General features: G+C 68.3%; 15 protein-coding genes. All 15 read left to right on the forward strand.

Annotated elements, in window-relative coordinates; translation table 11 throughout:
• Positions 1-43 precede the first annotated feature (43 nt).
• Genes cbiD through Q0K23_RS02930 form a run of 15 tightly spaced genes read left to right on the forward strand, consistent with a single transcriptional unit; the run spans position 44 to position 14,060 of the window.
• On the forward strand, positions 44-1,192 hold the full coding sequence (cbiD, locus tag Q0K23_RS02860) for a cobalt-precorrin-5B (C(1))-methyltransferase CbiD (protein WP_294517631.1): 1,149 nt from the start codon (positions 44-46) through the stop codon (positions 1,190-1,192).
• A gap of 22 nt (positions 1,193-1,214) precedes the next feature.
• Positions 1,215-1,973, forward strand: coding sequence for a precorrin-4 C(11)-methyltransferase (gene cobM, locus Q0K23_RS02865; protein WP_294517633.1), 759 nt, complete (start codon positions 1,215-1,217; stop codon positions 1,971-1,973).
• Positions 1,970-2,998, forward strand: a complete 1,029-nt coding sequence (locus tag Q0K23_RS02870; protein ID WP_294517637.1) for a cobalt-precorrin 5A hydrolase — start codon at positions 1,970-1,972, stop codon at positions 2,996-2,998. Before cobM ends, Q0K23_RS02870 begins: the two co-directional genes overlap by 4 nt.
• Before the next feature lie 42 nt (positions 2,999-3,040).
• Positions 3,041-3,784, forward strand: coding sequence for a precorrin-3B C(17)-methyltransferase (gene cobJ, locus Q0K23_RS02875; RefSeq protein ID WP_294517639.1), 744 nt, complete (start codon positions 3,041-3,043; stop codon positions 3,782-3,784).
• 27 nt (positions 3,785-3,811) lie between these two features.
• The gene (gene cobK / locus Q0K23_RS02880; protein WP_294517641.1) at positions 3,812-4,558 is read left to right on the forward strand and encodes a precorrin-6A reductase; all 747 of its coding nucleotides are present in this window, start codon (positions 3,812-3,814) and stop codon (positions 4,556-4,558) included.
• A 26-nt stretch (positions 4,559-4,584) separates the two neighbouring features.
• Positions 4,585-5,799, forward strand: a complete 1,215-nt coding sequence (cbiE, locus tag Q0K23_RS02885; RefSeq protein ID WP_294517643.1) for a precorrin-6y C5,15-methyltransferase (decarboxylating) subunit CbiE — start codon at positions 4,585-4,587, stop codon at positions 5,797-5,799.
• Positions 5,796-7,172 carry a cobyrinate a,c-diamide synthase gene (locus tag Q0K23_RS02890; RefSeq protein ID WP_294517645.1) on the forward strand — a complete coding sequence of 459 codons (1,377 nt, stop codon included), beginning with the start codon at positions 5,796-5,798 and terminating at the stop codon, positions 7,170-7,172. Before cbiE ends, Q0K23_RS02890 begins: the two co-directional genes overlap by 4 nt.
• The gene (cobT, locus tag Q0K23_RS02895; protein ID WP_294517648.1) at positions 7,169-8,230 is read left to right on the forward strand and encodes a nicotinate-nucleotide--dimethylbenzimidazole phosphoribosyltransferase; all 1,062 of its coding nucleotides are present in this window, start codon (positions 7,169-7,171) and stop codon (positions 8,228-8,230) included. Before Q0K23_RS02890 ends, cobT begins: the two co-directional genes overlap by 4 nt.
• 16 nt (positions 8,231-8,246) lie before the next feature.
• A complete protein-coding gene (locus tag Q0K23_RS02900) occupies positions 8,247-8,765 on the forward strand; it encodes a bifunctional adenosylcobinamide kinase/adenosylcobinamide-phosphate guanylyltransferase (RefSeq protein WP_294517650.1) in 519 nt (172 codons plus the stop codon).
• On the forward strand, positions 8,762-9,532 hold the full coding sequence (locus Q0K23_RS02905; protein WP_294517654.1) for an adenosylcobinamide-GDP ribazoletransferase: 771 nt from the start codon (positions 8,762-8,764) through the stop codon (positions 9,530-9,532). Before Q0K23_RS02900 ends, Q0K23_RS02905 begins: the two co-directional genes overlap by 4 nt.
• Positions 9,529-9,909: a bifunctional adenosylcobinamide kinase/adenosylcobinamide-phosphate guanylyltransferase gene (locus Q0K23_RS02910; RefSeq protein WP_294517656.1), complete on the forward strand. Its 381-nt coding sequence runs from the start codon at positions 9,529-9,531 to the stop codon at positions 9,907-9,909. Before Q0K23_RS02905 ends, Q0K23_RS02910 begins: the two co-directional genes overlap by 4 nt.
• Positions 9,900-10,481, forward strand: coding sequence for a histidine phosphatase family protein (locus Q0K23_RS02915; RefSeq protein ID WP_294517658.1), 582 nt, complete (start codon positions 9,900-9,902; stop codon positions 10,479-10,481). The genes Q0K23_RS02910 and Q0K23_RS02915 overlap by 10 nt, the downstream gene beginning before the upstream one ends.
• Positions 10,478-11,452 carry an adenosylcobinamide-phosphate synthase CbiB gene (cbiB, locus tag Q0K23_RS02920; RefSeq protein ID WP_294517661.1) on the forward strand — a complete coding sequence of 325 codons (975 nt, stop codon included), beginning with the start codon at positions 10,478-10,480 and terminating at the stop codon, positions 11,450-11,452. The genes Q0K23_RS02915 and cbiB overlap by 4 nt, the downstream gene beginning before the upstream one ends.
• Before the next feature lie 34 nt (positions 11,453-11,486).
• A complete protein-coding gene (gene cobD, locus Q0K23_RS02925) occupies positions 11,487-12,533 on the forward strand; it encodes a threonine-phosphate decarboxylase CobD (protein ID WP_294517663.1) in 1,047 nt (348 codons plus the stop codon).
• A gap of 24 nt (positions 12,534-12,557) precedes the next feature.
• Positions 12,558-14,060, forward strand: a complete 1,503-nt coding sequence (locus Q0K23_RS02930; protein WP_294517666.1) for a cobyric acid synthase — start codon at positions 12,558-12,560, stop codon at positions 14,058-14,060.

Raw genomic sequence — 14,060 nt, forward strand, 5'->3', positions numbered from 1 at the left:
ATTGGAAAGGGCCCGTTTCTTTGTTGCCAGACCGGGAGGCGCTATGGCAAAGCTGGAACACTATATCGATGTGGGGGACAAAAAGCTGCGCTGCGGCTATACCACCGGCACCTGCGCGGCTGCGGCGGTCCGGGGCGCGGCGGAGCTGCTGCTCCTGGGGCGGCGGCTGAGCGCCGTCCGGCTGGACACCCCGGCGGGCATCCCGGTGGAGGCCGAGCTGCTGGAGCTCTCCGCCGGGCCGGACTGGGCGTCCTGCGCCGTGCGCAAGGACGGGGGCGACGATCCGGATATCACCGACGGCACCCTGATCTGCGCCCGGGTGGAGCGGACGGACGCGCCCGGCGTGGAGATCGACGGCGGCGAGGGCGTGGGCCGGGTGACCAGGCCCGGCCTGGACCAGCCTGTGGGCGCGGCGGCCATCAACTCCACACCCCGGCGGATGATCCGGGAGCAGGCCGAGGATGTGCTGAAGGAGTGGGGCGGGACCGGCGGAGTGCGGGTCATCATCTCCGCACCCGAGGGCCAGCGGCTGGCTGGCGGCACCTTCAACCCCCGGCTGGGCATCCAGGGGGGCATCTCCATCCTGGGCACCAGCGGCATCGTCCGGCCCATGAGCGAGGAGGCCCTCATCCGCTCGGTCCACCTGGAGCTGGACCTGGTGCGCTCCGGCGGGGCGGAGGACGTGCTGGTCACCCCCGGCAACTACGGTGAGGACTTTGCCCGGGACGTGCTGGGGCTGAGCCTGGACCGATGGGCCCTGTGCAGCAACTACGTGGGCGAGGCCATCGACCACGCCCGGGGGCTGGGGTTCCGGTCCCTGCTGCTGGTGGGCCACCTGGGCAAACTGGTGAAGGTGGCGGCGGGCATCATGAACACCCATTCCCGCACCGCCGACGGCCGGGGAGAGACCATGGCCGCCCACACCGCCCTGTGCGGCGGGGACCGGGCCCTGGTGGAGCGGGTCTTTGACGCCCCCACCACCGACGGTGGGGTGGCGCTGCTGGAGGAGGCCGGCCTGAAGGAGGACGTGATGGCCTCCCTGTCGGCAGCCCTGGACAGGCGGCTCAAGGCCCGGGCGGGGGCGGACATGGAGATCGAGGCTCTCTTCTTCTCCAACCGGTTTGGCATTTTGGGACAGACCCCCGGTGCGGCGCGGCTGCTGGCGCGCCACCGGGCGGAACATGATAGATAACAAAAAACGGAGGCTCACTGATATGGTACACTTTATCGGCGCCGGTCCCGGCGCACCTGATCTCATCACCCTGCGGGGCGCCCGGCTGCTGGCTGAGGCCGACGTGATCATCTATGCCGGTTCCCTGGTGAACCCAGCCCTGCTGGAGGGCCGCAAGGAGGGCTGCGCCGTGTACGACAGCGCGTCCATGACCCTGGAGGAGGTGCTCTCCGTCATGGAGCAGGCCGAGCGGGAGGGCAAGACCACCATCCGGCTCCACACCGGCGACCCCTCCCTCTACGGCGCCATCCGGGAGCAGATGGATGAGCTGGACAAGATGGGCGTGTCCTACGACGTGACCCCCGGCGTGTCCTCCTTCTCCGGCGCCGCCGCGGCCCTCAACGCGGAGTATACTCTGCCAGATGTATCGCAGTCCGTTATCATCACCCGCATGGCGGGCCGCACGCCCGTACCCGAGGGCGAGGCTTTGGCCAAGATGGCCTCCCACGGCTGCACCATGGTGCTCTTCCTGTCCACCGGCCTGCTGGAGGATGTGGAGAAGGAGTTGATGAAGGGCGGCTATGCCCCCGACACCCCGGCGGCCATTGTGTACAAGGCCACCTGGCCCGACCAGAGGGTGTACCGCTGCACCGTATCCACCCTGGCCCAGACCGCCAGGGACAACCACGTCACCAAGACCGCCCTCATCACCGTGGGCGGCTTCCTGGGCACCGAGTACGAGCGCTCCAAGCTCTACGACCCCACCTTCACCCACGGCTGCCGGAAGGGGACCGAGGGATGAAGCTGGCCATGGCCGCCTTCACCGCCCGTGGGGCGGCGCTGGGGAAGCGGCTGGCGGCGGCCCTGGCGGCGGAGGGGGAGGATTGCTCCCTGTCCGTCCCCGCCCGACTGGCCCCGGCGCTGGACCTGCCCGCCATGGACAGCCTGGCGGACTGGACGGCCCGGGAGTTTGCCCGGGCGGACGGCCTGATCTTCGTGGGGGCCTGCGGCATTGCCGTTCGGGCCATCGCGCCCTATGTGAAGGATAAGCTCACCGACCCCGCCGTGGCGGCGGTGGACGAGGCGGGGCGCTGGGTGGTGCCTCTCCTGTCCGGCCACGTGGGGGGCGCCAACGACCTGGCCCGGCGCATCGCCGCCCTCACCGGCGGACAGGCGGCGGTCTCCACCGCCACCGACGTCAACGGCCTTTTCGCCGTGGACCAGTGGGCCGCCCGGCAGGGCTTCGCCATTGAGGACAGAACGGCCGCCAAGGCGGTCTCCGCCGCCCTGCTGGACGGGGAAGCTGTGGGCTTTGTAAGCGATTTCCCGGTGGACGGCGCCCTGCCCAAGGGCGTGACGGCGGGAGGGGCGAATATCGGCTTTTCCGTCACCGTAAAGACGGCCCCGCTGCCCTTTGAGACCGGCCTGCGGCTGGTGCCCCGAGCGCTTCGGCTGGGCATCGGCTGCCGTCGGGGCATGGCCGAGGAGACCATCGCCGCCGCCGTGGACGCGGCCCTGGCGGAACACGGGCTTTCCACAAAAGCGGTGGCCGGAGTGGGCACCATCGACCTGAAGAAGGACGAGGCCGGATTGATTGCCTTCTGCGACCACCGGGGCTGGCCCCTGCGCTGTTACAGCGCGGAGGAACTGCTCCGGGCGGAGGGGGAGTTCACTCCTTCCGACTTCGTGAAGGGAGTCACCGGAGTGGACAACGTGTGTGAGCGGGCCGCCGTGCTGGACGGCGGACAGCTGGTCATCCGCAAACGGGCGGCCGATGGCGTCACCGTGGCGGCGGCCCTGCTGCCTCTGCGGGTGACCTTTGAATAAGAAGAAAATACCGCGCCTCAGGGCGCGTATGGAGGTTTTTGGATGAAAGTGACCGTAATCGGTCTGGGCCCCGGCGCGGGCGCCGACCTGACCGGCCGGGCCAGAGAGGCCCTGGCCGCCTGCGACCTGGTGGTGGGCTACACCGCCTATGTGGCCCTGATCAAGGACGAGTTCCCCGACAAGGAGTACCGCTCCACCGGCATGCGCAAGGAAGTGGACCGGTGCCGGGCGGCGGTGGAGGCCGCCGTGGAGGGCCACGACGTGGCCATGGTGTGCTCCGGCGACTCGGGCGTGTACGGCATGGCGGGGCTCATCTATGAGGTGGCCCAGGACTATCCGCCGGTGGACATTGAGGTGGTGCCCGGCATCACCGCCGCCTGCGGCGGCGCCGCCGTGCTGGGTGCGCCTCTGACCCACGACTTTGCAGTGGTGTCCCTGTCTGACCTGCTCACCCCCTGGGAGCTCATCGAGAAGCGGCTCACCTGCGCCGCTGAGGCGGACTTTGTCCTGTGTATCTACAACCCCATGAGCCACAGCCGTCCCGACCACCTGCGCCGGGCCTGCGACATCCTGCTGAAGGTGAAGGACCCCGGCACGGTGTGCGGCTGGGTGCGCAACATCGGCCGTGAGGGCGAGGAGTGCAAGCTCCTGACCCTGGCGGAGCTGAGAGACGAGAAGGTGGACATGTTCACCACTGTGTTTGTGGGCAGCAGCGCCACCATGAACCTGAACGGCAAGATGGTCACACCCCGTGGCTACCGGGGCGTGGGCTCCCGGGAGGCGTAAGCAGCTCGGGCATAAGGAGGAAAAAGCGTGGAAATTCTGCTCTTCGGCGGCACCACCGAGGGCCGCCAGCTGGCTGAATGGCTGGCAGAGGCGGGACAGCGGGTGACCTACTGCGCGGCCACCGAGTACGGCGGCGCCCTGGCCCCGGAAAGCGCGGGCGTCACGGTCCACACCGGACGGCTGGATCAGGCGGGCATGGCCGCCCTGCTGGCGGCGGGCACCTTTGACTACGCGGTGGACGCCACCCACCCCTACGCCCCACAGGTCAGCGCCAATCTGAGGGCGGCGGCCGGGGAGGCGGAGGTGCCCTATCTCCGCCTGCTGCGGGAGGGTCCGCCGGAGGACGAGGGCTGGCTCCACGCACCCGACGCACCCTCCGCAGCCGGGATGCTGCTGGGCATGGAGGGCAACATCCTCCTCACCACCGGCAGCAAGGAGCTGGACTGCTACGCTGTGACGGGCCTGCGGGAGCGGGTATTTCCCCGGGTGCTGCCCAGCCCCGATTCGCTGAACCGGTGCCTGGAGCTGGGGTTCCCCCCGGCCCATATCATCTGCATGCAGGGGCCCTTTTCCCGGGCCCTCAACGCCGCCATGGCAGAGCAGCTGAACATCAGGGTGATGGTCACCAAGGCCAGTGGAGGGACGGGCGGCTTCTGGGATAAGGCCGCCGCCGCCCGGGACGTGGGAGCGGCCCTGCTGGTCATCGACCGCCCCTGCCGGGAGACCGGATTGAGCCTGGAAGAGATGAAGGCATTTCTGACCCGGGCATTTTGATGGAGAGATAAAGGAGAGAAACGACCATGAAAAGCCCGGTTTATCTGATCGGCGTAGGCATGGGGGACAGTGGGACCCTGACTGCCGACGCCGCCGACGCCATTGACGCCTGCGACCTGCTCATCGGTGCGCCCCGTCTGCTGGAGCCCTGGCGGGACAAGGGGAAGGAGACGGAGGCCATCATCCCCGCCCAGGACATCGCCGACTGTATCCTCAGCCAGGATAACCGCTGTACCGTAGGCGTGCTGCTGTCCGGCGACGTGGGCTTTTACAGCGGGGCCAAGAACCTCTACCCCCTCCTGGAGGAGGAGCGGGAGGTCATCGCCATCCCCGGCATCAGCAGCCTGGTGTACTTCTGCGCCCGCATCCACACCGCCTGGCAGGACGTCCACCTGGTCAGCGCCCATGGCCGCAGCTGCGACGCGGCCGCCGAGATGAGCCGCAATGCCAAGACCTTCTTCCTCACCGGCGGGGACAACGGCCCGGCGGAGCTGTGCGCCCGCCTGCGGGACCGTGGCCTGGGCCAGGTAAAGGTGTGGGTGGGGGAGCGGCTGTCCTATGAGGACGAGCGGGTTACCTACGGCACCGCCCAGGAGCTGGCCGAGGACGAGTTCGACCCCCTGGCCGTGATGCTGGCGGTCAACCCCAGCCCCGAGCGGGGCAGGGCCTACATCCCCACCCTCACCGACGAGGACTTTATCCGCGGGGACGTGCCCATGACCAAGGAGGAGGTTCGGGCCCTGGCCCTGGTCAAGCTCCGCCTGGAGCCGGGACAGAAGGTGTGGGACGTGGGCGCGGGCACCGGCTCGGTGTCAGTGGAATGCGCCCGGTCCATCCCGGACGGCGACGTGTTTGCCATTGAGAAAAAGCAGGAGGCCCTGGAGCTCCTGTCCAAGAACAAAGCCAAATTCGGCGTGTCCAACCTCCACCTGGTGGCCGGAGAGGCCCCCGGGGCCCTGGAGGGCCTGCCCATCCCCGACCGGGTGTTCCTGGGCGGCACCTCGGGCAGCCTGGGAGAGATCCTGGGCATCGTGTTCCGCAAGAACCCCGCCGCCCGGGTGGTGGCCGCCGCCATCACCCTGGAGACTCTGGGGGAGGCCATGCGATGCTTTGAGGGCATGGGCCTGGCCAATGTGGAGATCACCCAGATCTCCGTCAGCAAGGCCAGAACCGTGGGCCCCTACCACATGATGAACGCCCAGAACCCGGTGTGGCTCATCTCCGGGGAGGGACAGGGATGAGCGGCGGGGCGCTGCCCCGGCTCCTGCTCTGCGCCCTGGCAAGCGGCGGCGGAAAGACCACCGTCACCTGCGCCATTCTCCAGGCCCTGGTGAACCGGGGGCTGGCCCCCGCGTCCTTCAAGTGCGGCCCGGACTACATCGACCCCATGTTCCACAGCGAGATCATCGGGGCCAAGAGCCGCAACCTGGACCTGTTCTTCTGCGGGGAGAACTTGGCACGCCAGCTCCTGTGGGAGAACGGCCGGGACTGCGGCGTGTCGGTCATTGAGGGGGTCATGGGGTACTACGACGGCGTGGCCATGGGTACACAGGCCAGCGCCTACCACCTGGCTCAGGCCACCGTGACCCCCGCCGTGCTGGTGCTGGACGGCCGGGGCATGGGGCTGTCGGCAGCGGCGGCGGTGAAGGGTATCAGGGACTTCCGAGCCGACAGCGGTATCGCCGGGGTGATCCTCAACCGGATCTCCCCCATGCTCTACCCACGGCTGCGGGACGCCATCCAGGGGGAAACAGGTGTAAAGGCATATGGCTTTCTCCCAGAACGGAAGGACTGTGCCCTGGAGAGCCGCCACCTGGGCCTGGTCACCGCAGCAGAGGTGGCCAACCTGAGGGGGAAGCTGTCCGCCCTGGCCGCCCAGGCCGAGGAGACGGTGGATCTGGACGGCCTGCTGGCTTTGGCCAAGTCCGCCCCCGCGCTGGAGTTTGAGGCGGCGCCTCTTCCGCCCCCGGTGCCCGGCAGACCCCGCATCGCGGTGGCGAAGGACAAGGCCTTCTGCTTCTACTACGCCGACGGACTGGACGCCCTGGAGCGGCTGGGGGCGGAGCTGGTACCCTTCTCCCCCCTGGAGGACAAGAAGCTGCCCGAGGGCAGCTCCGGCCTCTACCTTGGGGGCGGCTACCCGGAGATTTTTGCCGGAGAGCTGGCCCGAAATACCGAGATGCTGGAGGCGATCCGCTCCGCCGTGGCGGGCGGTATGCCCACCGTGGCCGAGTGCGGCGGATTCCTCTATCTACATGAGCACTTGCAGGACAGCGAGGGCGTGGACCAGCCGCTGGTCGGGGTGTTCTCCTGGTCGGCCCGCAACACCGGAAAGCTGGGCCGCTTTGGATATGTGACCCTGACGGCTCAGAAGGACGGCCTGCTCTGCCGGGCGGGGGAGGGCTTCCCCGCCCACGAGTTCCACTACTGGGATAGTGAGCGGCCGGGCGCGGATCTCCACGCCCAGAAGCCCGGCAGCAGCCGGAGCTGGGACTGCGCCTGGCACACACCCACCCTATACGCCGGATTTCCCCATTTTCATTTCCGCGCCTGCCTCGAGGCGGCCTGCCGCTTCGTGTCGGCATGCGCCAGATATCAGGAGGAGCGTGTATGAGCATTCTGGAGGAGACACTTGCAGCCATTGTCCCTGCCGATCAGGCGGCCATGGACGCCGCCTGGCAGCGCTGGGATTCCATCGCCAAGCCCCTGCGCAGCCTGGGCCTGCTGGAGGAGGCGGTGGTCCGCATCGCCGGTATGACCGGTACGCCCGCCGTGAAGCTGGGCAAGCGGGCCGTCATCGCCATGTGCGCTGACAACGGCGTGGTGGCCCAGGGGGTAACCCAGACCGGCCAGGAGGTGACCGCCATCGTCACCGAGAACATGTCCAGCGGCGACACCAGCGTTTGCCACATGGCGGCCGCCGCCGGGGCGGAGGTCATCCCCGTGGACATCGGCGTGGCCCGTCCGGTGGTGGGGGAGCGCATCCGCCAGTACAATATCCGCCGGGGCACCGCCGACATGACCCAGGGCCCGGCCATGACCCGGGAAGAGGCGGTCAAAGCGGTGGAGACCGGCATAAAGCTGGTGCGGGAGCTGAAGGACAAGGGCTACGGCCTCATCGGCACCGGCGAGATGGGCATCGGCAACACCACCACCTCCAGCGCGCTGGTCTCCGTGTTCCTGAACTGCCCCCCCGAGCAGGTGACGGGCCGGGGTGCGGGTCTATCCAGCGAGGGCCTGGGGCGGAAGATCAGGGCCATTGAGACCGCCATCCAGCTCAACCACCCAACGCCCACTGACCCCATCGACGTGCTGAGCAAGATGGGCGGACTGGATCTGGCCGGGCTGTGCGGCGTGTTCCTGGGGGGCGCGGCCTGCCACATCCCCGTGCTGGTGGACGGCTTCATCTCCTCCGCAGCGGCCCTCACCGCCGCCCGGCTGTGTCCCACCGCGGTGGACTACATGCTGGGCAGCCACGCATCCAACGAGCCCGCCGGGCGCATGGTGCTGGAGGAACTGGGCCTGAAGCCCTTCCTCTACGCCAACATGTGCCTGGGCGAGGGCACCGGCGCGGCGGCGGTCATGCCCCTGCTGGACATGGCCCTGGCGGTGTACGACGGCATGACCACCTTTGCCGACGAACAGATCGAGGCGTACCAGCCCCTGACCTGAGAGAAGAGGAAACCATATGCTGATTCTGGTCTCCGGCGGGAGCGGCAGCGGGAAGTCGGCCTTTGCCGAGGACCTGATCGTCTCCTCCGGTCTGGAAACAAAGATATACGTGGCCACCATGCAGGTGTGGGACGCCGAGGGCCAGGCCCGGGTGGACCGGCACCGGGCCATGCGGGCGGGCAAGGGCTTTGCCACGTTGGAGTGTCCGGCGAACCTGGAAGGGGCTGATGTGCCCGCCGGGTGCGCCCTGCTGCTGGAGGACCTGACCAATCTGGCGGCCAACGAGTGGTTCGGCGGAGACCGCTCCGGCGCGGAGACGCGGGTGCTGGCCGGACTGAGCAGATTGAAGGACCGCACCGCCCTGACGGTGGTGGTGGCCAACGAGCTGTTCTCCGACGGCATCCAATATGACAAGGAGACGGCGGACTATCTCTCCTGCCTGGCCCGGCTCAACCGGGCGGCGGCGGAGATGGCGGATCGGGTGTACGAGGTTGTGTGCGGCATCCCGGTGCGCTGGAAGGGGGAAGGGGAATGAGAAGCTTTTGGATCGCCCTGGCCATGTACTCCAAGCTGCCCGCCAAGCGGGTGGAGTGGGACAAGAAGAGCCTGTCCTGGGCCCTGTGCTGGTTCCCGGCAGTGGGCGTGGCGGCGGGGGCGCTGCTGTTTTTCTGGCTGTGGCTGGCCGGGATACTGGGTTTGGGGACCCCTCTGCGGGCGGCAGTGGCCCTGCTCATCCCCATCGCCGTCAGCGGCGGCATCCATGTGGACGGCTTCTGTGACACCGCCGACGCCCTGGGCTCCCACCAGACTCGGGAGAAGAAGCTGGAGATCCTCAAGGACTCCCACACCGGCGCCTTTGCCGTGTTCTGCTGCGGGGTGTATCTGATTCTCTTCTTCGCCGCCTGGTGCCAGGTGGAGACGGTATCTTTTGAGACCATGGGCGTTCTGGCCCTGATGCCGGTGCTGTCCCGCAGCCTGTCCGGCATTGCGGCGGTCACCATGCCCAACGCCCGGGGCAGCGGCCTGCTGGCCACCTTCACCGCGCCCATGGACCGGCAGAAGGCCCACGGCATACTGGTGGCGTGGATGTGCCTGTCCGGTATGGCCATGGTGGTGCTGGACCACTGGGCCGGCGGCGGTGCGGTGGCGGCGGCTGCCATCAGCTTTATCTACTACGATGTGATGTCCAACCGGCAGTTCGGCGGCATCACCGGCGACCTGGAGGGCTTTTTCCTCCAGATATGCGAGTGCGCCATGGTGCTGGGGGCGGCCCTGGCCCAGCGGGTGGAGGTGCTGTTGTGAGGCTGATCATCGGCGGTGCGGGCCAGGGAAAGCTGGACTACGCGCTGAAAAAGACGGGGGCGGACCCCGCCGCCGTGGCCCTTGACCCGGCCCAGGCGGCGGACAAGGCCATCCTGTACCACCTGGAGGCCTGGGTGAAGGCCAACCCGGCGGCGGACCACCTCTCCGCGCTGGAAGAACTGCTGGCGGTCAACCCCGGCGTTGTGATTCTCTGCGACGAGGTGGGCTGCGGCGTGGTGCCCATCGCCCGGGAGGAGCGGGCCTGGCGGGAGGCGGTGGGCCGTCTCTGCTGCGCCCTGGCCCGGCGGGCGGACGCCGTGGAGCGGATGTTCTGCGGCATTCCCATGACATTGAAGGGGGACTCGGTATGGAACTGATTCTGGTGCGCCACGGCATCACGCCGGGCAATCTGGAGCACCGCTTTGTGGGGCGGCTGGACCAGCCTCTGGCCCCGGAGGGGGAGGCGCTGGCCCGTGAGGTGGCCCCCACCCTGCCGCCGGTGGAGCACATCTACCGCAGCCCTCTGCTCCGCTGCCGCCAGACGGCGGATATCCTGTGGCCCGGCGTGGCGCAGACCGTGGTGGACGACCTGAAGGAGACCGACTTCGGCCCCTACGAGGGCAAGTGCCACGCCGAGCTGGACGGGGACCCGGTGTACCAGCGGTGGCTCAACGGGGAGCTGGAGATCGGCGAGCCCATTGAGAACTGCAACCGGCGGGCAGCGCAGGCCCTCCGGGAGATCGCCGCCGACGTGGCCGCCAAGGGGTATCAGACGGCGGGCGTGGTGGCCCACGGGGGCATCTTTATGAGCATGCTCTCCCAGTTCGGCCTGCCGGAGCGGTCCTACTACGACTGGATGCTGCCCAATTGCAGCGGCTACCGGGCTCAGCTGGAGACCGACCCCCTGGCCCTGCGGGTCTTTGCCGCCGTGGGGAGGGCCAAGCTATGACCGTGACCCTGCGTCTGTCTGCCCTGCTGCTGGGCTTTTTCCTGGACCTGCTGCTGGGGGACCCTCGCTGGCTCCCCCACCCCATCCGGGCCATCGGCGCCCTTATCGCCGGACTGGAGAAGGTGCTCCGCAAGATTTTTCCCAAAACTCAGGGCGGAGAGCTCTCTGGGGGCGTGGTCCTGGTGATTCTGGTGCTGGTGTTCTCCGGCGGCTTTACCCTGCTGGTGCTGTGGCTGTGCGGGAAGGTGGGGCTGTGGCTCCGGTTCCTGGCGGAGGCCATCCTCTGCTTCCAGCTGCTGGCCACCCGCTCCCTCAAGGGGGAGAGCATGAAGGTATACAAGGCCCTGAAGGCCGGAGACCTGGAGGGCGCCCGCTACGCGGTGTCCATGATCGTGGGCCGGGACACCCAGCGCCTGGACGAGGCGGGCGTGGCCCGGGCGGCGGTGGAGACCGTGGCGGAGAACGCCTCCGACGGCGTCATCGCGCCCCTGATCTTCCTGGCCATCGGCGGCGCGCCCCTGGGCATGGTCTACAAGGCGGTGAACACCATGGACTCCATGGTGGGCTACAAGAACGACCAATATCTTTGGTTCGGCCGCTGCGCCGCCAAGCTGGACGACGTGGTGAACTTCATCCCCGCCCGGCTGGCGGGGCTGCTCATGTGCCTGGGGGCGGGGTTCTCCGGCTTTGACGGCCCCAACGCCCTGCGGATCTTCCGCCGGGATCGGAAAAACCACAAATCCCCCAACTCCGCCCACACCGAGGCCGCCGCTGCCGGCGCCCTCCACATCCAGCTGGGCGGGTCCAACTACTACTTCGGCAAGCTGGTGGAGAAGCCCACCATCGGCGACCCCGACCACCCGGTGGAGCCTCTGGACATTGTCCGGGTGAACCGGCTCATGTATGCCACTGCCTTTCTCGCGCTGGTGCTGTGCTGCGGCGTGCCGCTGCTGGTGAGCCTGGCGCTGTAAAGGCGATCTCAAAGCAGAGGAGGGAGCGACCGCCATGCAGTACACCCACGGCGGCGATATCTGGAGCTGTCCCGCGCCGGTGCTGGACTTCTCCGCCAATCTCAATCCCCTGGGCATGCCGCCCCAGGTCAAGCAGGCGGCAGAGGCGGCCATCACCGACGCCATCCACTACCCCGACCCGGCCTGCCGGAAACTCACCGCCGGCATTGCCGCCCGGGACGGCGTGAAGCCGGAGCAGGTGCTCTGCGGCGCGGGCGCGGCCGACCTGATCTTCCGCCTGGTGTGGGCGGAGAAGCCCCGCCGGGCCATGGTCACCGCCCCCACCTTCTCCGAATACGGCCAGGCCCTCCGGGCCGCCGGGGCGGAGGTCGTCTCCTACCGCCTGCGGAGAGAGGACGGCTTTGATCTGACGGAGGACATCCTCCGCCGCATTGACCACGACTTGGACATGCTCTTCCTCTGCACCCCCAACAACCCCACCGGGCGGACCATCCCCGCGCAGCTGCTGGAGGCCATTGCCGGGCGGTGCGGGGAGATGGGGGTCCGGCTGGTGGTGGACGAGTGCTTCCTGGAGCTGACAGATGGCGCCCAGGGGCTGGCCGGACGGCTGGAGGCGTTTCCCACCCTCTTTCTCCTGCGGGCCTTCACCAAGAGCTACGCCATCCCCGGCCTGCGGCTGGGGTACTGCCTCACCGCCGACCGGGCGCTGCTGGACCAGATGGAGGCCTGCGCCCCGGCCTGGGCAGTGTCGGTGCCCGCCCAGGCGGCGGGTCTGGCGGCCCTGGAGCAGCCCGGCTGGCCGGAGCAGGCCAGGGCGGTTATCGGCCCGGCCCGGGAGCAGCTCTTTGCGGAGCTGAGTGCGCTGGGGCTGGAGGTGTGGCCCGGTCAGGCCAACTACCTGCTCTTCCGGGCCCCAGGACAGTGCGACCTGAAGGAGCGCATGGCGGCGCGGGGCATCCTCCTCCGCTCCTGCGCCAACTACGACGGCCTGGGCCCCGACTACTACCGGGCGGCAGTGCGTCTGCCGGAGGAGAACGAACAGCTGATTTCCACACTCCGGGCAGTCCTGGTGGAAAACTGACGGTACAGGGAGGATACGACTGGAATGGCAAAGGCGATTATGATTCAGGGCACCGCCTCCAACGCGGGCAAGAGTCTGCTGGCGGCGGGGCTGTGCCGGGTGTTCCGGCAGGACGGCTACCGGGTGGCCCCCTTCAAGGCCCAGAACATGGCCCTCAACTCCTTCATCACCGAGGAGGGGCTGGAGATGGGCCGGGCCCAGGTGGTCCAGGCCGAGGCGGCGGGAGTGGCTCCGTCGGTGCGGATGAACCCGGTGCTCCTCAAGCCCACCAACGATACCGGCTCCCAGGTTATCGTCAACGGGATTCCTCGGGGTACTATGCGGGCGTCGGAATACTACCAGTATAAGAAAAACCTGATTCCAGAGGTCATGGCGGCCTATCAGTCCCTGGCCGACGCGTACGACATCATCGTCATCGAGGGGGCGGGCAGCCCGGCGGAGATCAACCTGCGGCAGGACGACTTCGTCAACATGGGCATGGCCAAGCTGGCCGACGCGCCGGTGCTGCTGGTGGGAGACATCGACCGGGGCGGCGTGTTCGCCTCCCTGTACGGCACGGTGGCGCTGCTGGAGCCGGATGAGCAGGAACGGATCAAGGGCTTTGTCATCAATAAGTTCCGTGGTGACGTGGAGATCCTCCGCCCCGGTCTGAAGCAGCTGGAGGACCTGGCGGGCAAGCCGGTACTGGGCGTGGTGCCCATGCTGAAGGTGGACGTGGACGACGAGGACTCCCTCTCTCAGCGGCTGGAGCCGGGGAAAAAGGTGGGCCTTATCGACATCGCGGTGATCCGCCTGCCCCGCCTGTCCAACTTCACCGACTTCAACCCGCTGGAGCGCCTGGAGGAGGTCACCCTCCGGTACGTGTCCTCCCCCCGGGAGCTGGGCAGTCCGGATTTGATTATTCTCCCCGGCACCAAGAACACCATGGGGGACCTGCGCTGGCTGCGCCAGAGCGGGCTGGAGAGCGCCATCCTGAAGCACGCCGCCGCCGGCGGGTGCGTGGTGGGCATCTGCGGCGGCTACCAGATGCTGGGCCGCAGCATCTCCGACCCCGACGGGGTGGAGGGGGGCGGCAGCCTGGCCGGTCTGGGCCTGCTGCCCACCGAGACGGTGTTCTTTGGCGAAAAGACCCGCACCCGGGTCAGCGGCCAGTTTGACGCCATGGGCGGGGACTTCGCCGCCATGGCGGAGGTGCCCTTTGAGGGCTACGAGATCCACATGGGCCGCACCACCCATCTGGACGGGAGCGCCAACATCCTCTCCTTCCGCACCCTGGACGGAGAGGCCCACGCCGACGGCGCAGCGGCGGGAAACGTGTGGGGCTGCTACATCCACGGCATTTTCGACCGGGCGGAGTGCGCGGCAGCCCTGGTCAACTGCCTGCGCCGCCGCCGGGGGCTGGAGGCCTCCGCCGCTGCGGTGGACTGGAAGGTATACAAGGAACAGCAGTATGACGCCCTGGCCGACGGGGTGCGGGCTGCATTGGATATGGAGCGGATCTACCGCATCCTGAACGGGGAGGAATGA

The organism is uncultured Pseudoflavonifractor sp. (assembly GCF_944387275.1).
Classification (GTDB): Bacteria; Bacillota; Clostridia; order Oscillospirales; family Oscillospiraceae; genus Pseudoflavonifractor; species Pseudoflavonifractor intestinihominis.